Genomic DNA, 19,318 nt, shown 5'->3' with positions numbered 1-19,318 from the left:
CCATGAGCGACACCAGCGGATTCGGCAAGTTCGTCCCCGGTTTCGAGTTCCTGCAGAACCTCGCGGGGCAGGCCGCCGGCGGCGTCGCGGAGGGCCTGGGCAAGAGCCTGCCGCAGATGCCCAACCTGGGCCACTGGGTGGCGCCGACCTTCAACGTCGAGGACCTGGAAAAGCGCATCGAGGAATTGAAGGCGGTGCAGTTCTGGCTGGACCAGAACGCCAAGGCCCTGGGCGCGACCGTCCAGGCGCTGGAGGTGCAGAAGATGTCGCTGGCCACGCTCAAGGCGATGAACTTCAACCTCGGCGATGTGGCCAACGCGCTCAAGCTCAAGGCGGCCGACACGGTGTCGGGCCTTACCGGCAAGGTGCCGACACAGTTCGCGGGGCTTGAGATTCCCGAGCGCACCTACGGTAACCCCGGCGCCCCGTCCGAGGCGGCCGAACCGGCTCCGGGGCCCGCCGCGCAGCCCAAACCCCGCAAACCCGCCGCCAAGGCTGCGCCGCCAGCCGATGCTGCGCCGGGCGTGGTCGATCCCATGGCCTGGTGGGGCGCGCTGTCGCAGCAGTTCCAGCAGATCGCCAGCACCGCGATGAAGGACATGGCCAAGCAGGGCGCACTGGACGCCACGCGCAACGTGGCCAGCGGGTTGACCGAGCAGGCGGTCAAGACCGCCACGGGCATGGCCGCCAAGGCGGGCCGCTCGGTGGGCGACACCGTCGGCCGCGCGGCCGGCATGGGCTCGGCGGCGGTGCGCGCCGTCACTGGTGGCTCGTCGGCGGCGGACAAACCGGCGGCCGCCAGAAAGCCCGCACCGAAGGCCCGCCGCGCCGCACCCAAGAAGGTTGCCGCGAAGAAACCAGCCACGAAGGCTGCACCTGCCGCGCCCACACAGCCCCTGGGTGCGGGCGACTGGCCCATGCCCACCGCGTTCTTCCCTGGCTTCCTGCCGGCGTCCGGTGCGGCCGCGAAAAAATCGCCCGCCGCCAAGGCCCCTGCGACCAAGAAGACCGCTGTCCGCAAGACCGCGGCCAAGAAGGCCCCGCGCCGTCGCTGAACTCCGGGAAGGTCTGCCACCGCCATGAAGCTGTTTCCCTACGCCCACGCGACCCACCCGCAGTGGCGCATGGCCGCGGCCCTGGTGCTGGCCCAGCTGCGCGCGCAGATGGCCCTGCCAGCCTACGCCGCCACGCCGTCGCTCGGTCTGCTCTACATCACCGACCACTACGCCGGCCAGGCGCAGGCCATCCTCGACCACCTGAGTGCCGAGCTGCCAGAAGTCACCGACTGGTCCGGCACCGTGGGGGTCGGCATCGCGGCCAACAACGTCGAGTACTTCGACGAGCCTGCGCTGGCGGTCATGCTGTGCGACCTCAGCCCCGACCAGTACCGCGTCTTCAGCGGTGTCGCGCCGCTGCCGGCCAGCGGCAGCGAGCCGTCGGGCTTCGTCGCACACACGGCGCTGCTGCACGCCGACCCGGGCGCGCACGACCTGGGTGAGCTGGTGGCCGAGGTCGCCGACCGCACGCAGTCGGGTTACGTCTTCGGTGGCCTGGTGGGCAGCCGCTCGGCCAGCGTGCAGTTCGCCGCCAGCAGCGCCGGCCACCTGCGGGGGCAGGGGGCGGTGGGCGGGGTGTTCAGCGGCGGCATCAGCGGTGTGGCTTTCGGTCCGGAGGTGGAGCTGATCTCGCGCGTGACCCAGGGCGCGCAGCCGATCGACCGCGAACGCACGATCACCGCGGTCGAGGGCAACCTGGTGCTGGAACTCGACGGCGAACCCGCGCTGGACGTGCTGCTGCGCGAGCTGGGAGTGTCGCTGGCGCAGCCGCAGCAGGCGATGGAGCGGCTGCGCCGCACCCTGGTCGGTCTCACGCTGCCGCAGCACCTGCTGGCCGATGCGCCCGCGCAGCGCCATGCGCGCGGCCAGTTCGGCCCGGAGGTCATGGTGCGCCACATCATCGGGCTGGACCCGGCCCGCCACGGCGTGGCGGTGGCCGAGCACCCGCCGCTGGGCGCGCGGCTGGCCTTCTGTGAGCGCCACATGCAGGCAGCGCGCGCCGACCTGATCCGCGTCTGCAGCGAGATCCGCGAAGAACTGGAGCCCGAGACCCTGGGCATGGGCTCCAGCATGGTGGCGGCCGACCCCGAACCGGTGGCGGCGCGCCACATCGTCGGCGCCCTCTACGTCAGCTGCTCGGGCCGTGGGGGGCTGCACTTCGGGGCGCCCAGCGCCGAGCTGCAGATCGTGCGCCGCGCGCTGGGCGACGTGCCGCTGGTGGGCTTCTTCGCCGGCGGCGAGATCGCACACCAGCAGCTCTACGGTTACACCGGTGTGCTGACGGTGTTCACGGCGCCGGCGGTTTAGCGGCTGCCTGACGCGCCCGCGCGCGTTCGAGCGAGCGGTTGGCATCCAGCACGTGCAGGCCGTACATGTCGGCAAACTCGTTGATGCCCTTGCCACTGGCCTCGAAGGCGCGCAGCAGGGCGTCTTCGCGGGCAGCGCGGGCGCTGACCTCGGCCAGCGCGTCGCGGCTGATCTGGTTCACCTCTTCGTCGCGGCCATGCACGCGCTGCAGGTACTCGTCGGGTGAGAGGCCCGAGGCCTCGTAGGCCTTGAGGATGCGCTGGCGCAGCTTGGGGCGCAGGTCCTCGCGACTGCGCGCGCCGCGGCGGCGGAACACCTCGATCAGCGCGTGGTGCACCTGCTCGGGCGTCAGCGCCTCCACCGGCTGGCCGCTGAGATCGTGGCGCTGCTGGCCCGAGGCGATCACCGTGAGGTAGCGGGTGGAGCGCGCGTGCAGCGCCAGCGCGGCCTTCAGGCTGTCCTTCTCCAGCACCCCGGGGTGGGCGGCCAGCAGGTCTTCAAAGATGCCGCGCTTGAGGGGCAGCGGTGTCTCGCCGAACAGCACCGGGCAGAGCGAGGCCAGCTGGTCCAGCACGGGGTGCTGGCGCGCAGGTGCCGCCTGGGCGGGACGCTCGGCACTGGCCGCTCCTGGGGCCTGCGGGCGCCGGCCACCGCCGTTGCGGCCGCCTTGATTGCCACCATTGCGGCCGCCGCGTGGCCGATCGTTGCGGCGCGGCGGGCGGGCGTCACTGGGGGGCTGGGTGGCAGGGCTTTCTGCGGGCGCCGCAGCGGCGTTGTCGGGCGTGTCGTGGTCGGCGGAAGCGGTCATGTCGAAGCAGAAATGAAACAGCCCGGGTTCCGGGCAAGCCCGACATCATGCCAGCACGGGCAAAGACAGCCTTCACCGTCGCAGCCGACTGAAGGCCTCGAACTCCCAGCTGCGCATCGCCAGCACCAGCGTGTAGCCCTCGCGGTCCTTCTGCGCCAGCTTCTGGTCGGTCTGGTGCTGCTGCGCGAAGTCCTGCGCCACCTTCTGCAGTCTTTCAAGGAACACCGGCGCCAGTGCGCGGCTGACCGAGCCGTGCACCAGCATCACGCCCTCGCCCGCGCCGTCGAAGCCGCCTGCGAAATAGTCCAGCAGGGCATGCTCGCGGAAGTAGTTCATCACCGGGCCGTGCGGGCGCCAGCGGAAGGTCTTGGCCAGCTTGAGGCGGTAGCGGTTGAGCGGGCGCAGCTCGATGATGCCGATGCGGTCCAGCTGCGCGAGGTACTTCACGCACTCGGCCTCGCTCAGCCGGTAGGCCGCGGTGATCTGCTCCAGCGTCCACTGGCTGAGCACGCAGATCGCCACCAGCAGCAGCTTCTTGTCGGCCACCACGGCGCGCTCCTGCTCGGCCGTCATCTCCTTGAGCAGCGGCTGCGCATCGGCCACGCGGCGCGCCAGTTCGGCGAAGTCGATCTTGAGCGCGCGGCAGATCTCGTCCACCCGCGAGAGCGACATGTCGCCCTTGGCCAGCATGCGCTTGACGCTCGACTCGGCCATGCCGAGGGCCTGCGCCAGGTCGGCGTAGGTCATCTGCGCGGCCTTGAGTTCCTTCTTGATGGTGGCGACGAGGTCGAGGGTGGTGCTCATGCGGTGCGGGTACCGCATGGCGATACCGGTGGTGAAGAGGACGGCCACTGTATCGCACGGTGCGCCCTGATCTGAGGGGTCGGCCGGGACACTGCGCCCGCCGTTCCACCGACCCACGAGTGTCCTTCCATGCGCCTTCCCGCCGTTGCTCCCTCTCCCGCCTTCGGGCGCTGGGCCGCCGCCCTGCTGCTGCTCTGGCTGATTGCGCTGACCGCCGGCCCTGCGCTGGCCGAGGCGCTGGGCCTCGCGCTCAACGCCCACGGCCATGCGCAGCTGCACGCACACGGCCACCCCTTCGTCGATGCGCGCATCCTGCTGGGTGTTCCGAACGCGATGGACGTGCTGACCAACGCCCCGCTGGCGCTGGCGGGCCTCTGGGGCCTGCTGGTCATGCGGCGCCGCGCGCGGCCCGCCGCAACGCGGCAGGCAGCCCGGGTGTTCTTCGTGGGTCTGCTGGTCACCGGCCTTGGCTCGGCTTGGTACCACTGGGCGCCCGACCCCGCTGGCCTGGTCTGGGACCGCCTCGGCATGGCGGTGACCTTTGCCGGTGCGCTCGCGATGGCGGTGGCCGAACGCGTGGGCCAGGTGCCGGCGCGGCAGGCGCTGCGCGTGCTGCTGCCGCTGGCGCTGCTCTCGGCCATCCTGCCAGCGTCCAACGGCAACGTCCTGCCCTGGGCCGTGCTGCAGTTCGGCGGCATGGCGCTCATCGTCCGGCTGGCGCTGCTCACGCCGGTCGCGGGCGCCATCGGCATCCGCCTGGGCGCCCTGATCGGCCTGTACGCGCTGGCCAAGCTGCTGGAGCTGGGCGACGAAGCCATGTTCCGTGCGACCGCCGGCGCGGTTTCTGGCCACAGCCTCAAGCACCTGGTCGCGGCCCTGGCGGCCTGGCCCGTCATCGCCGCGCTGGTGCCTGGACGCGAGGGCGGATCTCCGGACGGCCTGCGGCAGAATGCAGCGGGCCGCGCCGCGTGAACCCCACCCGCAGGACCCCACAGGAGGAGACCCGAATGTCCACCCCGCAAGCGGCGATGAGCGCCGACACCGGCGCACACGCCGCACACAGCAACCAGTTCGCCCTGCTCACGCAACGCCGATTCGGCCCCTTCTTCTGGGTGCAGTTCCTGGGCGCGGGCAACGACAACGTCTTCAAGTTCGCCTTCACCGTGCTGGTGACCTACCAGCTGCAGGTGCAGTGGCTGCCGGCCTCGATGGCCGGCCTGGTCATCGGCGCACTCTTCATCCTGCCCTTCCTGCTGTTCTCCGCCACCAGCGGCCAGCTGGCGGACAAGTACCCCAAGGAGGTGCTGATCCGCTTCGTGAAGAACCTGGAGATCGCCATCATGCTGCTGGCCGGCTGGGGCTTCATGCAGCAGAACGTGCCGGTGCTGCTGGGCTGCGTCTTCCTCATGGGCCTGCACTCCACGCTGTTCGGTCCGGTCAAGTTCGCCTACCTGCCGCAGCACCTGAACGAGCGCGAACTCACGGGCGGCAACGGCATGGTCGAGATGGGCACCTTCGTCGCCATCCTGCTGGGCAACGTCGCGGGCGGCCTGCTGATCGCGCTGCCCCTGGTCGGCCCGAGCTATGTGGCCGCGGCCTGCCTGCTGCTGGCCCTGCTGGGGCGTGTGCTGGCGCAGGCCGTGCCGGTCTCGCCCGCCACCGACCCGGCGCTGCGGATCAACTGGAACCCGTTCACCGAAACCTGGCGCAACCTCAAGCTCGCGCACGGCAACGTGGTCGTGTTCCGTTCGCTGCTGGGCATCAGCTGGATGTGGTTCTTTGGCGCGGTGTTCCTGGCCAACTTCCCGGCCTTCGCGCGCGACACGCTGCACGGCAACGAACAGGTCGCCTCGCTGCTGCTGGTGGTGTTCTCGGTGGGCATCGGCGTGGGCGCACTGCTGTGCGAGATCCTGAGCCGCCGCCATGTGGAGATCGGCCTGGTGCCGATGGGCGCGATCGGCATGACCGTGTTCTCGGTCGACCTCTACTTCGCCTCGCGCGGCCTGCCACCGCACACCGTGTCGCTCACGCTCGGCCAGTTCCTGGGCGAAGCGGCGCACTGGCGCGTGCTGGCCGACCTGGCGCTGCTCTCGCTGTTCGCGGGCATCTACAGCGTGCCGATGTACGCGCTGATCCAGATGCGCAGCCAGCCCACGCACCGCGCCCGCATCATCGCGGCCAACAACATCCTCAACGCGCTGTTCATGATCGCCAGCTCGCTGCTGGCCGGCGCGCTGCTGAGCGCGGGCTTTTCCATCAGCGAGCTGTTCCTCATCATCGGCCTGGCCAACGCGGTGGTGGCGTTCTACATCTTCATGCTGGTGCCCGAGTACCTGCTGCGCTTCGTGGCCTGGATCGCCTCGCGCTTCGTCTACCGCTTCAAGGTCACCGGCGACCTGAACATCCCGACCGAAGGCGCTGCGGTGCTGGTGTGCAACCACGTCAGCTTCGTCGACGCCGTGCTGCTCATGGCCGCCAGCCCGCGCCCGATCCGCTTCGTGATGGACCACCGCATCTTCAAGGTGCCGGTGCTGGGCTGGCTGTTCAAGCTGGCCAAGGCCATCCCCGTCGCGCCGCAGAAGGAGGACCCGGCTGCCTACGAAGCCGCGTTCCGAGAGTCGGCCCAGGTGCTGCGCGAAGGCGACCTGCTGGGCATCTTCCCCGAAGGCGCGATCACCAAAGACGGCACGCTGCAACCCTTCAAGGGCGGGATCATGAAGATCCTCGAAACGGCGCAGGCGGATGGCGTGCAGGACGTGAAGGTGATCCCCATGGCGCTCACCAACCTATGGGGCTCCTACTTCAGCCGCATCGAACTCAGCGGCGGCCAGCCGACCGCGATGGTCAAACCGTTCCGGCGCGGGCTGTTCAACCGGGTGGGGCTGAACGTGGGGGATGCGGTGCCGGCGGAGCGGGTGACGCCGGAGGGGTTGCGGGAGCGGGTGGCGGGGTTGATGCGGGTTTGAGACGAACGCGGGTTAGCCCAGACCTACTCTGGCTACCCGCTCGTTGCTGCCTCGATCTCGATGACCACAGGTCCGAGCCTTGAGAAGATGGAAACGCACTCCTGGTAGCCAGCGATCAGAAACTCCCGAGTCGGGGCTTCATGCTTTGTGTAGAAGTCGTCGCGCTGAGCCTCCAGATCAAACCAGCCACCCGCTCGCACTTCAAACAGCCAGGTGGTTTTCAGCGTGGCAGGGTCAGTACCCAACCAAAATCCGGCCAGATCGAGCTCTCCAAGAATCCGGACGCCCTCCGCGTCCTGAAACTCGACCGTTGCCTGGCGACCGGATCGTCGCGAATGCACTGCGATGTGCGTAGGAGCGTTGTCGCACCAATGAACGCCAGTGACTTTCACAGCGTCGTCCCGAAAGGGGACTGGGAGGGGAATCAGTTCGATGGCGCGCATCGGCAAGGCATTCGTCGTTGATCGGTAGAGGATACCCATCTCTTCACCATTCTTTGCGTGGCACTCACAGGTCCACGGGTATCGATGGGCAGTACCCACAGGACCTTGCATTGATGCCGCGGATCAAATGCAGAGCCCAACCCAGAAGCCCGCCCCACCATCCGCCCCGTGTTCAACAACCCACCGAGGTTTCACATGGTCAGCGGTTCCCGTTCTCCCCTCATCGTGATGCGCGACACCCGCGCCTGGCAGCTCCAGGTCTGGGTCTCGTTCGGGCTGGCAGTCTTTCTCTGCGCCACGGGTCTGGCGTACCTGCCGGGCCAGGCGCTGGACCGGGCGTTCATGGTGATGGGCTATGTGTTCTGCCTGTCGACTGTGTTCGTGCTGGCCAAGGCCGTGCGCGACCAGCAGAAGGCCCAGCGGACCGGTGAGGCCGAGACGCCGATGTGGCGCTTCGTGGTCTGGGGCGGTTTTGCCGTGGCGATGGGCCTGACGCTCTGGGGCCTGCTGCGCATGCAGATCGACGAGACCTACAAGGCCTACCTGGGCGTGAGCTGGCTCTACCTGGTGACCTCGGCGTTCACGCTGGCCAAGACGCTGCGCGACCGCCACGAGGCCGACCTGATCGAAACCCGCCGTGTCACGGCCGCTGCCGAGGAGCAATGAGATGAGCCGCGTTTTCTTCAAACAGTTGCTGCTGGCCGCCAGCCTGAGCGCGGCCCTGGTGAGCGCCCCGGCGCGGGCGCAGAGCGAGGCCTCGCTGGTGCTGTCGGCCCTGCCGGTGGCGTCGGTGGTGGGTGCCGGGGCGGCGGTCGCGGGCAGTGCGGTGGCCGGTGCGGCGGCGGTGAGTGCCGTGCCGGCGGCGCTGGCCGTCAGTGGCGCGGTGCTGGTGGTGAAGGCGGTCGAGGTGTCGGCGCGCGGTACGGTGATCGTGCTGGAGCGGGCGTCCGACGGTGCGCGGGTCAGTCTGGAGCTGAGCGGGCGAGCGGCCTCGGGTGTGGTGGCTGGTGTGGGCGCGGCGGTGGCCGTGAGCGTGATCGGCGCGGGCGTGGTGCTGTCGGCAGCGGGTGAGGTGCTGTGCTTCATCCCGAACGAGCTGGGCCGCGCGTTGTTGCACAACGAACGGCTGACTTACTGAGGCCCGACCATGAAGAAGACACTGAATGTGGCTCCCCATGCGCTGGCCATCGCCGTGCTGCTGCTCGGCGCCACCACCGCCCACGCCGGCCGCTCCTGCGAGCAGCGCCCGCTGACGCCGCAGACGCTGACCCAGGGTCTGGAGCTGGCCCAGCGCACGGCGCAGGCGCTGGACGCAGAGTTCGCGCGCAGTGGCGCGCGGGTCGTGGTGCTGGGCCGCGCGGGGCAGGACCTCTCCAAGTACCAGCTGCGCTACTCGCACCTGGGCTGGGCCTACAAGACACCGGAGGGGCCGTGGCGGGTGCTGCACAGGCTCAACCAGTGCGGCACGGCCACCGGCTCGATCTACCGCCAGGGCCTGGGCGAGTTCTTCCTGGACGACCTCTGGCGCCACGAGGCGGTGTGGTCGGTGCCGGCGCCCCAGCTGCAGGCGCCGCTGTACGCGCTGCTGAACGACCGAGGCCGCAGCCTGCGCCTGCACGAGCGCGACTACAACATGGTGGCCTACGCCTGGGGCACGCGCTACCAGCAGTCCAACCAGTGGGCGATTGAAACCATGGCCATGGCCGCCGAGCCGGGTGTCACCACCCGTGCGCAGGCGCAGGCCTGGCTGGGCTTCAAGGGCTACCAGCCGAGCACGCTGCGCCTGGGGCCGCTGAAGCGGCTGGGCGCGAGCGCCGGTTCGGCCCACATCCGCTTCGACGACCACCCGAACGAGAAGCGCTTTTCTGACCGCATCGAGACCGTGACGGTGGACTCGGTGCTCGACTGGCTGGCGCGCAGCGGCCTGGGCTCGGCGCCGCAGCGGCTCGCGCTGTGAGCGGGTCCACAATCACCTTCAACACAAAACCATCGAGGGAAACACCATGAGCAAATCCTTGCGCCTGTCCGAAAAATGGTTCCGCCGCGGCCTCTGGCTGGTGGCCTTCCTGTTCGCCTGGTTCCTCACCGGCCTGGGCAGCACCATCGTCGGCGACCTGCCGCAGGTGGAGCAGACGCGCTCGCTGGAAGACTTCATGGACCCGCAGCGCACGCCTGTGCTCAAGGAGTCCATCAAGACCGCCGAGAAGGCCGCCGAAGAGGCGCAGGCCGCGCTGGAGCAGGCGCAGCTGAAGCTGCAGACCGCGCGTGCCGACAACCGCGCCGCGCGCGAGACCTTTGACAACTGGCTGGCCACGCGCAGCGTGACGCAGCGCGCCGAACAGGACGAGGAGGTGCTGCAGCGCACGCGCGAGCTCGATGGCCTGCGCAAGGCCGAGCGCGATGCGTTCGCGGCGGTGGAGAAGCAGCAGCAGGTGGCGCTGGACGCGCGCCAGGCGCAGCAGCGTGCGCAGGCCGAGCTGAGCAGCCTGGAAGATGCGGCGCGGGACACCTACATGGAGGAACAGCGCGCGCAGGAGCTGCGCGTGTTCGGCTACCGGTTGGCGCTCACGCTGCCGCTGCTGGCGGTGGCCGGCTGGCTGTTCAAGAAGCACCGCAAGGGATCGTCCTGGCCCTTCGTCTGGGGCTTCATCTTCTTCGCGCTGTTCGCGTTCTTCGTCGAGCTGGTGCCCTACCTGCCGAGCTACGGCGGCTATGTGCGCTACATCGTGGGCATCGTGCTCACGGTGATCGGCGGGCGCTACGCCATCGCTGCGCTGCAGCGTTACCTGGAGCGGCAGAAGGCGGTGGAGGCGCTGCCGGACACGCAGCGCCGCAAGGAGATGGACTACGACCTGGCACAGGCGCGGCTGGCCAAGAACGTCTGCCCCGGCTGCGAGCGCGCGGTCGACCTCAAGGACGGCAAGACCGACTTCTGTCCGCACTGCGGCCTGTGCCTGTTCGACCGCTGCGGCCACTGCAGCACGCGCAAGAGCGCGTTCGCGCGCTACTGCTTCGCCTGCGGCACCGAGGCCCGCCGGGGCGACGCGCCGGATGCCGGTCTCACGCCCGCTCCCGCAGCAGCGGCCGCAGCGCCCACAGGCCCAGCGCCGGACCCAGCGCCAGCCCTGTCAGCAGCCAGCCCAGCGGCACCGTCCGCGTGAGTTCGACGAACAGCAGGATGCTGGCGATGCTGATGGCAAAACCGATGCTGTTGGTCAGCGTCAGCACGCTGCCCACCGCCTGCGGCGGCGCGTTGCGCGCGGTCAGTGTGGAGAACTGCGGCGAGTCGCCCGAGACGGTGATGCCCCAGACCAGCAGCCAGCCGTAGAACAGCGCATCGGGCGCGCCGATCAGCACCGGCGCCAGGACACAGCACAGGCCGCTGATGGCCAGTTGCACGCCGGCCACGCGGGCGCTGCCGAAGCGCGGCGCCAGCCAGCCGCCACCGACGCAGCCCAGCACGCCGGCGCCCAGCATGGCGAAGGCGGTCCACGACAGCGTGGTGCCTTGCAGCCGCGTCGCGAGGATCAACGGCATCAGCACCCACAGCGTGTACAGCTCCCACATGTGGCCGAAATAGCCGAGCACCGAACTGCGCACCCGCGCGTCGGTGACGATGGTGGCGAGCGCGCGCCACTGCAGCGTGGTCACACGCGCCACCGCGCCGGGCGGGTCGGGCAGCAGCGTGTAGAGCGACACCCCACCCGCGGCCGCCAGCGCCGCCACGCCCAGCATCAGCGTGGGCCAGGGCAGCGTGTCGCCGAGCGCGCGCAGCGCGTGGGCGCTGGCCGAGCCGAGCACAAGCGCGCCGATCAGCAGGCCCAGCGCCGGCCCGAGGCCGCGCGTGTACCACTGCGCGGCGATCTTCATGCCGACCGGGTAGATGCCCGCGAGGAAGAAGCCGGTGGCAAAGCGCCAGGCCAGCAGCGCGCCGAAGTCCGAGACCATGGCCCACGCGCCGACGGTGCAGCCCGCGCCGGCCAGCGCGCAGACCAGGAACACGCGGCGCGGCGGAAAGCGGTCGGCAATCGCCAGCAGCGCGAACACCAGGGTGCCGGCGATGAAGCCGGCCTGCAGCGCCGATGTCAGGGTGCCGACGGCGGTGGCGGGCCAGCCGAAGGCGCGCTGCAGGTCGGGCATGACCGCATTGACCGCGAACCAGAGCGAGGTGCCGGCGAATTGCGCCAGCACCAGCACGGGCAGGACGTGACGGGGAACGAAGGACTGGGTATTCATGGGTGATGCCGCCGGTGCCGGTTCACGGTTCTTCACCGGAAGACAGTGGTTTCTTGACAGTGGTCACGCAGGATCGCCGCACAAGCATGTGCTTGGGCCTGAAGGATCCACATGGATATCTCCTCTGTTGTTCGTTCGTGGCGCCGCCCGGCCGGTTGGCTGGGCGCCGTTGCCGCCGTGTCCACACTCGCCGCCTGCTACGTGGTGCCCATCGATCCGCGCACCGGGCAAGCGGTGCCGCCACCCCAGGCGGCCGCCGCGGTGGCGCCCGCGTTGCCCCTTAGCTTCCAGGCCCGACTCTATCCGGCCAACGAGCTGGCCAGCGGTCACGGGGTCATCAGCGCGACCGTCACCAACGATCTGCAGGGCCGTGGCACCTTTTCCACGGTGATCGGCGGTGAGTCGTTCTCGGGCGAGGCCACCCGCAAGGCTGGCTCCAGCCGCGAAGGGCTGGCGAACGGTGCCGGTAACCGTGGCGGCTACATCACCTGCGCCTACACCATGAACTCGGCCACGCTGGGCTCAGGCACCTGTCGCCTGTCCAGCGGCGCACTTTTCAGCATGCATATTGGTTCGTGAGCCCTCACGCTCCACCGCTTCGCGGGTCGCTGCCCCCCGAGGGGGCTGATCCGCCTTGGGGCGGCCCGGCGGCGGCTCGCCACTGACCGCCTGGAGGCGCTCAGTCGGCCAGGCCGACGGCCATCTCATCGGACGGCATGGGCGCTGTCTTGAGGTGGCCGACGTATTGCAGCGCCTGCTCGGTGCGCACCGAGGGCACGTCGCCCTCGCGCATGTGCAGCAGGTCGGCCGGGCTGATCAGGCGCGGGTCGGCGGTGGTCAGCGGCAGCCTGGCGTGGCGGTAGGCTTCGAGCACGAACTGCGAGCAGAAGAAGCGGTCGTTCTTGACGGCGCCGAGCTGGATCGCCGCCAGCCCGCGGATGCAGTAGTCGCGCACCAGGCCGGGAATCAGCGGCAGTTCGCAGTACTGCCGTCCGATGCTGAAGGGCGCCTGCAGCACGATGCCGGCGGTGTTGTACTTCTTGCCGGCGTGCTGCCGGGCGAAGGCGTTGAGGGCAGCGACCTGTTCGTCGCCAACGCCTGGATGGCGGAAGGCGACGATGGTCGATTCGCCGTCCATGTACTCCTGGGTGCTGCGCAGTCGCACGCCCGAGCCGACCGCCTCGACGAACTGGCCGTCGCCCAGATAGAGCGCGGCGTGGCTGACCGGCGCCACGGTGATCAGGCGCACGCCCATCGAGACGATGCTGTGGGTCGAGCTGAGCACGATGTCGCCCGCGCGCAGGTCGTCGGGCGTGATCTGCAGGCCGCCGTTGCTGGGTGTGAGCGCCAGCCGCTGCTGCACGCGCAGCGCGGGCTGGCCTTCGTCGGGCGCCAGGTCGACGTGGGTGGCGCAGCCGGCCAGGACCAGGGCCAGCGCAGTGGAGAGGACCCGAAGCAGACGGTGCGTCATGGATGGCGACGGGTCAGACGCCGCGCGCGCGGTCGGACTTGAACTGCTGGCGGAAGGCCTCGAAGCGGCCGGCGTCCAGCGAGGCGCGCACCTCCTGCATCAGGTTCAGGTAGTAGTGCAGGTTGTGGATGGTGGAGAGCATGGGGCCCAGCATCTCGCCGCAGCGGTCGAGGTGGTGCAGGTAGGCGCGGCTGAAGCCGTCGCGCCCGCCGTCGGCCCAGCTCACGCCGGCCTTGCCGGCGCAGGCGTAGCAGGTGCAGGTCGCGTCCAGCGGCTGGTGGTCGGTCTTGTGGCGCGCGTTGCGGATCTTCAGGTCGCCGTAGCGGGTGAACAGGGTGCCGTTGCGCGCGTTGCGCGTGGGCATGACGCAGTCGAACATGTCGACGCCGCAGGCCACGCCTTCGACCAGGTCCTCCGGCGTGCCCACGCCCATCAGGTAGCGCGGCTTGTTGGCCGGCAGGCGGTGCGGCGTGTGCGCCATGATCTGCAGCATCTGCTCCTTGGGCTCGCCCACGCTCACGCCACCGATGGCGTAGCCGGGGAAGTCCATCTCCACCAGCGCTTCGAGCGACTCCTGGCGCAGGTGTTCGAACATGCCGCCCTGCACGATGCCGAACAGCGCGTTGGGGTTCTCCAGCCGCGCGAATTCATCCTTGGAGCGCACGGCCCAGCGCCGGCTCATCTCCATGCTCTTGCGGGCTTCGGCCTCGGTGGTCAGGTGGCCGTTGGTCTCGTAGGGCGTGCATTCGTCGAGCTGCATGACGATGTCGCTGTTCAGCCCGGTCTGGATCTGCATGCTGACCTCGGGCGACATGAACAGCTTGTCACCGTTCACAGGGCTGGCGAAATGCACGCCTTCTTCGGTGATCTTGCGCATCGCGCCCAGGCTCCAGACCTGGAAGCCGCCCGAGTCGGTGAGGATGGGCTTGTGCCACTTCTCGAACGCGTGCAGGCCGCCGAAGCTGGCCATGACCTCGCGGCCGGGGCGCATCCAGAGGTGGAAGGTGTTGCCCAGGATGATCTGGGCGCCCATGTCTTCCAGGCTCGCGGGCGTGACACCCTTGACGGTGCCATAGGTGCCCACGGGCATGAAGATGGGGGTCTCAACCACGCCGTGGTTGAGGCTGAGGCGGCCACGGCGCGCGTGGCCCTCGGTCTTGAGAACGTCGAACTGGAGCATCCGGCGATTGTCGCCGAGCGTTCCAGAAGTCTTTACTTCTTCACCTCGAGAGCAAGGATCCAGGACACCAGCTTGGCCGCGTCGGCTTCGGCGATCGCGACCTTGTTGGGCGGCATCGCCAGGCCGGACACCTTGTCCTTCCAGTGGCTCTCGTAGGGGCTGGAGCCGGCCATCACGGTGGCGGTCAGCTGCTGCTGGGCGCCTTTGACGCTCTTGTACTTGGCGGCGACATCGCGCCAGGCCGGGCCGATGGGCGCCATGCCGTTCGGGCCCTTGGCTCCGGGCTCGATGTTGTGGCAGGTCATGCAGCCGGCGCCGGTGGCGAGCTTGAGGGCGGCCTGGTCTTCGGCCGGGCCGGCCCAGGCGGTGGCGGCCAGCAGGGTGGCCGAGAGGGCGATCAGGGTGCGTTTCATGGGAGGACTCCGTGGGTTTCTGGGGGGAACGTCCTCAGGCTATCAGCGCTCCCGGGCCGCGGATTGATCCTTGTCAAGGCGCCGGGGCTCCGTCTCAGGATGAGACGGGCGGTGGCTGCGGCGCCACAGGTGTTGCTGTCTCAGGAACCGCCGCTGCTTCGCGTCTCGGGCGCCACCACCAGCACGGTGCGGTTGCGGTCCTCGACGATCCACAGCCAGCCCCGGTGATCGACCGTGGCACCGGCCGGGTTGCCCTGCGGGCGGATGCCGGGCATGACCCGCCAGCCGGAGACGATGTTCTCGCGCGCGCCGGTCGGGCGGCCGTCGGGGCCGAGGCGCCAGGCCACGATGCGGTGGCCCTGGGCGCGGTAGCCGTGCCAGACCGCCAGCAGCCGTCCGCTCCACGGGTGTTCGGGCTGGCCGGCGGCCGCGGGTGGCACGGCCAGCAGCTGCAGCGGCGCCACATGGGCCGGCCAGGCCTGGAACGGTGGGCGGTGGGCCTGTCGGCGGGCGCACTGCGCGCGCTGCTCGTAGCCGCGCGCCACCACGCTGCGGCCCTGCGCATCGCTGACGCAGTAGGGCCAGCCGTGGTGCGCGCCGCGTTCGAGTTCGTTGAGCTCCTCGGCCGGGGCTTTGGCGTCGCTGTAGTCGACCGAGTTCTCTGCCTGCCAGATGCGTTCGGTCCTGCCCGCCGCGTCCTGGGTGAGCGCCAGGCCCAGCGAGTTGCGCAGGCCGGTGGCAAAGGGCTTCGGTGTCTGCGGTTTCAGGTCCGGGCCGACCAGGGTGGTTTCGTACACCGCGGCCCGGGGAAGGGGTCCCGCGGTTTCCGGGCAGGGCAGGGGCTGCTGCTGGTGCTCGTCCCGGCAGGCGTCGCTGGCCGACCCCATATTGATATAGAGGCGCCCCTTGCGGCCGAAGGCCAGCTCCTTGAGCGGGTGCGCGCCGTCGGCGGGCAGGTCCTTGAGCAGGTCTTCGCGGGCGAACACGGCGGTGGGCGTGCGCCAGACCGTGCCGGCCTCGCCCACATAGACCTTGCCATCGGGGCCGCGCGCGAGCCCGTGCGGGCGGTCCAGCCCTCGGGCCAGCACCGTCACCCGGTCCGCGTCGCCCGGCTGTCCGTCCACCCGCAGCTCCAGCAGGCGCCCGCGGCGGGGCTCCCAGTTGCCCATGTCGGTGATCCAGAAGCGGCCGGGGGACACCTCGACCAGGCGGCGCGGCATCTGCAGGCCGTCGCGCGCGTCGGCCACCAGGCCCACGCACCAGCCCTTGGGTGCGGTCAGTGCAATGCGGGGATAGCCGGCGCAGCGGCCCTGGGTGGCGTAGCGGGAGGCCTCGGGCTCCGCCCGTCCCGCGACGGGCAGGGCGATGAGGCCAGCCAGCGCCAGCGGGAGGCAGCGACGTCGTTTCATCGGGCCATTGTGAACCGCGTGGCGGCTCGCCCAGCCCACGCCCAGGTCAGTGAGCCGGTGTGGAGGATTCGGCCGAGGGCTCGACTGTGACCGCCGCCGACTCGGTGCGTTCGTCCGAACTGGACCAGCCCCAGGCCAGCAGCAGGGCCAGGCTCACGGACAGCAGCAGGGCGATACCCAGGCGGAACAGCATTTCGATCACGGACAGACTTTCGGCGGCGGGAAGGTGGGCGGTATTGTGCCCGTGCGACCGGGTCCTGCAGTCGGGCGTGTTCACGGCTGCTGCACAAAAGTCACATCCGAAGGCCGGGTTGTAGCACTTTTGTAGCGAAGCCTGTGACCACTGGATACCTTGTCGCCGCTTCAGGGGCTGTCCACGGCCCCGGCGGCGGTGCCGAAGTGCTGCGCCACCAGGCCGCGCAGCCACTGGTGGCCAGCGTCGCGGTGCAGGTGGGCGTGCCAGAGCTGGGCGATGGTGCTGGCCGGCAGGCGCAGCGTCAGCGGGCGCGCCACCAGCGCGTGCGGGCCGGCCAGGCGCTCGGCCAGCCGCTCGGGCACGGTGGCCACCAGGTCGGTGCTGCCCAGCACCTGGCCCAGCGCCACGTAGTGCGGCACGGTCAGCTGCACCTGCCGCGCCACGCCCAGGCGCTGCAGGGCCTCGTCGACCTGGCCGTGGCCGGTGCCGGCCGAGACCACGCGCACGTGGGCGGCCTGCCGGTACTGGGTGGCGTTCAGCGGCGCGTCGCCCGCCGCCAGCGGGTGGCCGGCGCGCATCAGCGCCACGTAGCGCTGGCGGAACAGCGCCTGCTGGAAGAAGCCGGCCTGCAGCTGCGGCAGCGAGCCCAGCGCCAGATCGACCCGGCCGGCCGCCATGTCCTCGCGCAGCGCCGCGTCGGCCACCGGCACGCAGCGCAGCGTCACGCCCGGCGCCTCGCGCGCCAGCGCGTCCATCAGCACCGGCAGGAAGTAGATCTCGCCCACGTCGGTCATGGCCAGGGTGAAGCAGCGTTCGCTGGTGGCCGGGTCGAAGCTGGCGCGCACGTTCAGCGCGCCCTGCAGCCCCCGCAGCGCCTGCGCCACCGGTTCGGCCAGCTGCAGCGCGTAGGGTGTGGGCGCCATGCCGCTGGGCGTGCGCAGGAACAGCTCGTCGTCCAGCAGGTCGCGCAGCCGCCGCAGCGCGTTGCTCACCGCCGGCTGGCTCAGGCCCAGCGACTCGGCCACGCGGGAGACCCGGCCGTCCTGCACCAGGCGGTCAAACACCACCAGCAGGTTGAGGTCGATGTCGGTGAGCTTCATGGGTCTGAATATTCAGGTGGTGAATACAGCGTATCACGCCGATTCCCTTGCCGGATGGCCGGCCGGCCGCGATCATGCGGCTCACAAGAACACCTCCGGAGACAGCCATGTCCGTTTCCCCCGACGCCCTGCACTGGGAGGCCGGCGGCACCAGCCGCATCCCGTTCGCCGTCTACACCGACGAGCAACGCCACCAGCGCGAACTCGAACGCCTCTTCTACCAAGGCCACTGGTGCTACGTCGGCCTCGAAGCCGAGATCCCGAACCCCGGTGATTTCAAGCGCACCGTGGTCGGCGAGCGCTCGGTGATCATGACCCGCGCGGCCGACGGCCAGATCCACGTGGTGGAGAACGTCTGCGCGCACCGCGGCATGCGCTTCTGCCGCAAGCGCCACGGCAACGCCACCGAGTTCGTCTGCCCCTACCACCAGTGGAGCTACCAGCCCGACGGCACGCTGCAGGGTGTGCCGTTCCGGCGCGGCGTGCGCCAGGACGGCAAGGTCAACGGCGGCATGCCGGCCGACTTCAACCCCAAGGACCACGGCCTGACGCGGCTGAAGGTGGCCGTGCGCGGCGGCGTGGTGTTCGCGAGCTTCGACCACGACGTGGAGTCGCTCGAGGACTACATGGGGCCGACCGTCCTCCAGTACTTCGACCGCCTGTTCAATGGTCGCAAGCTCACCATCCTCGGCTACAACCGCCAGCGCATCCCGGGCAACTGGAAGCTGATGCAGGAGAACATCAAGGACCCGTACCACCCGGGCCTGCTGCACACCTGGTTCGTCACCTTCGGCCTCTGGCGCGCCGACAACAAGAGCGAGCTGCGAATGGACGCACACCACCGCCACGCGGCCATGGTCTCCACCCGGGGCAGCATGGGCCAGGCCAGTGGCCAGGCGGCGCAGGTGACCCAGGTGTCGAGCTTCAAGGAGAGCATGCAGCTGGAAGATCCGCGCTTCCTGGACATCGTGCCCGAGCCCTGGTGGCAGATGGACGACCAGATGCCGACCGCGGTGATGACGACACTCTTTCCGAGCGTCATCTTCCAGCAGCAGGTCAACAGTGTGAGCACGCGCCACATCCAGCCCGACGGCCACGGCGCCTTCGACTTCGTCTGGACGCACTTCGGCTTCGAGGACGACACGCCCGAGATGACGCAGCGCCGCCTGCGCCAGGCCAATCTCTTCGGCCCGGCCGGTTTCGTCAGCGCCGACGACGGCGAGGTGATCGAGTTCTCGCAGCAGGCCTTCGACAGCAAGCCGCAGCACCGGGCACTGGCCGAGCTGGGCGGGCGCGAGGTGGGCGAGACCGACCACATGGTGACGGAGACGCTGATCCGCGGGATGTACGAGTACTGGCGGAAAGTCATGGAAGCGCCTGAAAAATGCGATGGAGGTGCCGCATGAGCACCCTCGACTTCGAGACCTTCCAGGCCCTGCAGGCGCTCTACAGCGACTACGCCTCGGCCGTCGACAGCGGCGACTGGGACCTCTGGCCGACCTTCTTCACGACGGACTGCGTCTACAAGCTGCAGCCGCGCGAGAACCACGAGCGCGGCTTTCCGCTGTCCACACTGGCCTTCGACAGCCAGGCCATGCTGCGCGACCGTGTCTACGGCATCAAGGAAACGCTGTTCCACGACCCGTACTACCAGCGCCACGTGGTGGGCGCACCCGTCGTCCGTCAGATTGACGAGCAGGGCCGCCTGCACTGCGAGGCCAACTACGCGGTGTTCCGCACCAAGCTCGACGGCCCCAGCACGGTGTTCAACGTCGGGCGCTACCTGGACATCGTGGCGAAGACGCCCGACGGACTGAAGTTCGCGCAACGTCTCTGCGTCTACGACAGCGAGATGATCCCGAACTCGATCATCTACCCGATATAGGCCCACCCCTGCGCCGCCTGCGGCGTCACCCCCTCAAGGGGGCG

21 protein-coding genes are annotated in these 19,318 nt (G+C 69.7%); 11 read left to right on the top strand and 10 right to left on the bottom strand.

Going from position 1 to position 19,318, the window contains the following annotated elements; translation table 11 throughout:
- The first annotated feature begins 2 nt into the window (after nucleotides 1-2).
- Both HPS01S_RS14225 and HPS01S_RS14220 read left to right on the top strand, forming a co-directional pair.
- Nucleotides 3-1,055, top strand: coding sequence for a PhaM family polyhydroxyalkanoate granule multifunctional regulatory protein (locus HPS01S_RS14225; protein WP_079364293.1), 1,053 nt, complete (start codon nucleotides 3-5; stop codon nucleotides 1,053-1,055).
- A 24-nt stretch (nucleotides 1,056-1,079) separates the two neighbouring features.
- The gene (locus HPS01S_RS14220) at nucleotides 1,080-2,363 is read left to right on the top strand and encodes an FIST signal transduction protein (protein ID WP_066157328.1); all 1,284 of its coding nucleotides are present in this window, start codon (nucleotides 1,080-1,082) and stop codon (nucleotides 2,361-2,363) included.
- Here the strand turns inward: HPS01S_RS14220 and HPS01S_RS14215 are convergent.
- Nucleotides 2,344-3,171 carry a ProQ/FINO family protein gene (locus tag HPS01S_RS14215; RefSeq protein WP_066157325.1) on the bottom strand — a complete coding sequence of 276 codons (828 nt, stop codon included), beginning with the start codon at nucleotides 3,169-3,171 and terminating at the stop codon, nucleotides 2,344-2,346. The two genes, HPS01S_RS14220 and HPS01S_RS14215, sit on opposite strands and share 20 nt — an antisense overlap.
- Before the next feature lie 72 nt (nucleotides 3,172-3,243).
- A complete protein-coding gene (locus tag HPS01S_RS14210) occupies nucleotides 3,244-3,975 on the bottom strand; it encodes a helix-turn-helix domain-containing protein (RefSeq protein ID WP_066157731.1) in 732 nt (243 codons plus the stop codon).
- A gap of 129 nt (nucleotides 3,976-4,104) precedes the next feature.
- Between HPS01S_RS14210 and HPS01S_RS21835 the strand changes: the two genes are divergently transcribed.
- Nucleotides 4,105-4,947: a hypothetical protein gene (locus HPS01S_RS21835; protein ID WP_066157323.1), complete on the top strand. Its 843-nt coding sequence runs from the start codon at nucleotides 4,105-4,107 to the stop codon at nucleotides 4,945-4,947.
- A 35-nt stretch (nucleotides 4,948-4,982) separates the two neighbouring features.
- Complete coding sequence (locus tag HPS01S_RS14200) at nucleotides 4,983-6,941, top strand: MFS transporter (RefSeq protein ID WP_066157320.1); 1,959 nt, start codon at nucleotides 4,983-4,985, stop codon at nucleotides 6,939-6,941.
- 32 nt (nucleotides 6,942-6,973) lie between these two features.
- On the opposite strand, the gene HPS01S_RS14195 is transcribed toward HPS01S_RS14200, so the two are convergent.
- Nucleotides 6,974-7,423, bottom strand: a complete 450-nt coding sequence (locus HPS01S_RS14195; RefSeq protein ID WP_066157317.1) for a hypothetical protein — start codon at nucleotides 7,421-7,423, stop codon at nucleotides 6,974-6,976.
- A gap of 189 nt (nucleotides 7,424-7,612) precedes the next feature.
- On the opposite strand from HPS01S_RS14195, the gene HPS01S_RS14190 reads away from it, so the two are divergent.
- From HPS01S_RS14190 to HPS01S_RS14175, 4 genes are read left to right on the top strand one after another with little or no spacing between them, the layout of a single operon-like run.
- Complete coding sequence (locus tag HPS01S_RS14190) at nucleotides 7,613-8,050, top strand: YiaA/YiaB family inner membrane protein (RefSeq protein ID WP_307174025.1); 438 nt, start codon at nucleotides 7,613-7,615, stop codon at nucleotides 8,048-8,050.
- Between the two features lies 1 nt (nucleotide 8,051).
- Nucleotides 8,052-8,522: a hypothetical protein gene (locus HPS01S_RS14185; protein WP_066157311.1), complete on the top strand. Its 471-nt coding sequence runs from the start codon at nucleotides 8,052-8,054 to the stop codon at nucleotides 8,520-8,522.
- A 9-nt stretch (nucleotides 8,523-8,531) separates the two neighbouring features.
- Nucleotides 8,532-9,341: a DUF2145 domain-containing protein gene (locus HPS01S_RS14180; protein WP_066157308.1), complete on the top strand. Its 810-nt coding sequence runs from the start codon at nucleotides 8,532-8,534 to the stop codon at nucleotides 9,339-9,341.
- A gap of 46 nt (nucleotides 9,342-9,387) precedes the next feature.
- Nucleotides 9,388-10,545, top strand: coding sequence for a zinc ribbon domain-containing protein (locus HPS01S_RS14175; RefSeq protein WP_066157305.1), 1,158 nt, complete (start codon nucleotides 9,388-9,390; stop codon nucleotides 10,543-10,545).
- Here the strand turns inward: HPS01S_RS14175 and HPS01S_RS14170 are convergent.
- Nucleotides 10,445-11,620, bottom strand: a complete 1,176-nt coding sequence (locus tag HPS01S_RS14170; protein ID WP_066157302.1) for an MFS transporter — start codon at nucleotides 11,618-11,620, stop codon at nucleotides 10,445-10,447. The two genes, HPS01S_RS14175 and HPS01S_RS14170, sit on opposite strands and share 101 nt — an antisense overlap.
- A gap of 111 nt (nucleotides 11,621-11,731) precedes the next feature.
- Here HPS01S_RS14170 and HPS01S_RS14165 point away from each other — a divergent pair, with 111 nt between their 5' ends.
- Nucleotides 11,732-12,199 carry a hypothetical protein gene (locus HPS01S_RS14165; protein WP_255284217.1) on the top strand — a complete coding sequence of 156 codons (468 nt, stop codon included), beginning with the start codon at nucleotides 11,732-11,734 and terminating at the stop codon, nucleotides 12,197-12,199.
- Nucleotides 12,200-12,299: 100 nt separating this feature from the next.
- Here HPS01S_RS14165 and HPS01S_RS14160 read toward each other — a convergent pair whose 3' ends face one another.
- The 6 genes from HPS01S_RS14160 to HPS01S_RS14140 form a co-directional block, all read right to left on the bottom strand.
- The gene (locus tag HPS01S_RS14160; RefSeq protein ID WP_066157298.1) at nucleotides 12,300-13,091 is read right to left on the bottom strand and encodes a YiiX/YebB-like N1pC/P60 family cysteine hydrolase; all 792 of its coding nucleotides are present in this window, start codon (nucleotides 13,089-13,091) and stop codon (nucleotides 12,300-12,302) included.
- A 13-nt stretch (nucleotides 13,092-13,104) separates the two neighbouring features.
- Entirely contained in the window at nucleotides 13,105-14,271 is a 1,167-nt protein-coding gene (gene tgt / locus HPS01S_RS14155; protein ID WP_066157295.1) for a tRNA guanosine(34) transglycosylase Tgt, read from the bottom strand.
- A gap of 32 nt (nucleotides 14,272-14,303) precedes the next feature.
- Nucleotides 14,304-14,684 carry a c-type cytochrome gene (locus HPS01S_RS14150; RefSeq protein WP_066157293.1) on the bottom strand — a complete coding sequence of 127 codons (381 nt, stop codon included), beginning with the start codon at nucleotides 14,682-14,684 and terminating at the stop codon, nucleotides 14,304-14,306.
- A 140-nt stretch (nucleotides 14,685-14,824) separates the two neighbouring features.
- The gene (locus HPS01S_RS14145) at nucleotides 14,825-16,093 is read right to left on the bottom strand and encodes a PQQ-dependent sugar dehydrogenase (RefSeq protein WP_066157289.1); all 1,269 of its coding nucleotides are present in this window, start codon (nucleotides 16,091-16,093) and stop codon (nucleotides 14,825-14,827) included.
- A 46-nt stretch (nucleotides 16,094-16,139) separates the two neighbouring features.
- Nucleotides 16,140-16,295: a hypothetical protein gene (locus tag HPS01S_RS21830; RefSeq protein WP_157576319.1), complete on the bottom strand. Its 156-nt coding sequence runs from the start codon at nucleotides 16,293-16,295 to the stop codon at nucleotides 16,140-16,142.
- 161 nt (nucleotides 16,296-16,456) lie between these two features.
- A complete protein-coding gene (locus tag HPS01S_RS14140) occupies nucleotides 16,457-17,389 on the bottom strand; it encodes a LysR family transcriptional regulator (RefSeq protein ID WP_066157286.1) in 933 nt (310 codons plus the stop codon).
- A gap of 107 nt (nucleotides 17,390-17,496) precedes the next feature.
- Here HPS01S_RS14140 and HPS01S_RS14135 point away from each other — a divergent pair, with 107 nt between their 5' ends.
- On the top strand, nucleotides 17,497-18,795 hold the full coding sequence (locus HPS01S_RS14135; protein ID WP_066157281.1) for an aromatic ring-hydroxylating dioxygenase subunit alpha: 1,299 nt from the start codon (nucleotides 17,497-17,499) through the stop codon (nucleotides 18,793-18,795).
- Nucleotides 18,792-19,274: an aromatic-ring-hydroxylating dioxygenase subunit beta gene (locus HPS01S_RS14130; protein ID WP_066157278.1), complete on the top strand. Its 483-nt coding sequence runs from the start codon at nucleotides 18,792-18,794 to the stop codon at nucleotides 19,272-19,274. Before HPS01S_RS14135 ends, HPS01S_RS14130 begins: the two co-directional genes overlap by 4 nt.
- Nucleotides 19,275-19,318 lie beyond the last annotated feature (44 nt).

The sequence above is a fragment of the Hydrogenophaga pseudoflava NBRC 102511 genome (genome assembly GCF_001592285.1).
Classification (GTDB): domain Bacteria; phylum Pseudomonadota; class Gammaproteobacteria; order Burkholderiales; family Burkholderiaceae_C; genus Hydrogenophaga; species Hydrogenophaga pseudoflava.
The sequence above is the reverse complement of the archived record's forward strand: the minus strand, read 5'-3'. Positions and strand labels throughout refer to the sequence as shown.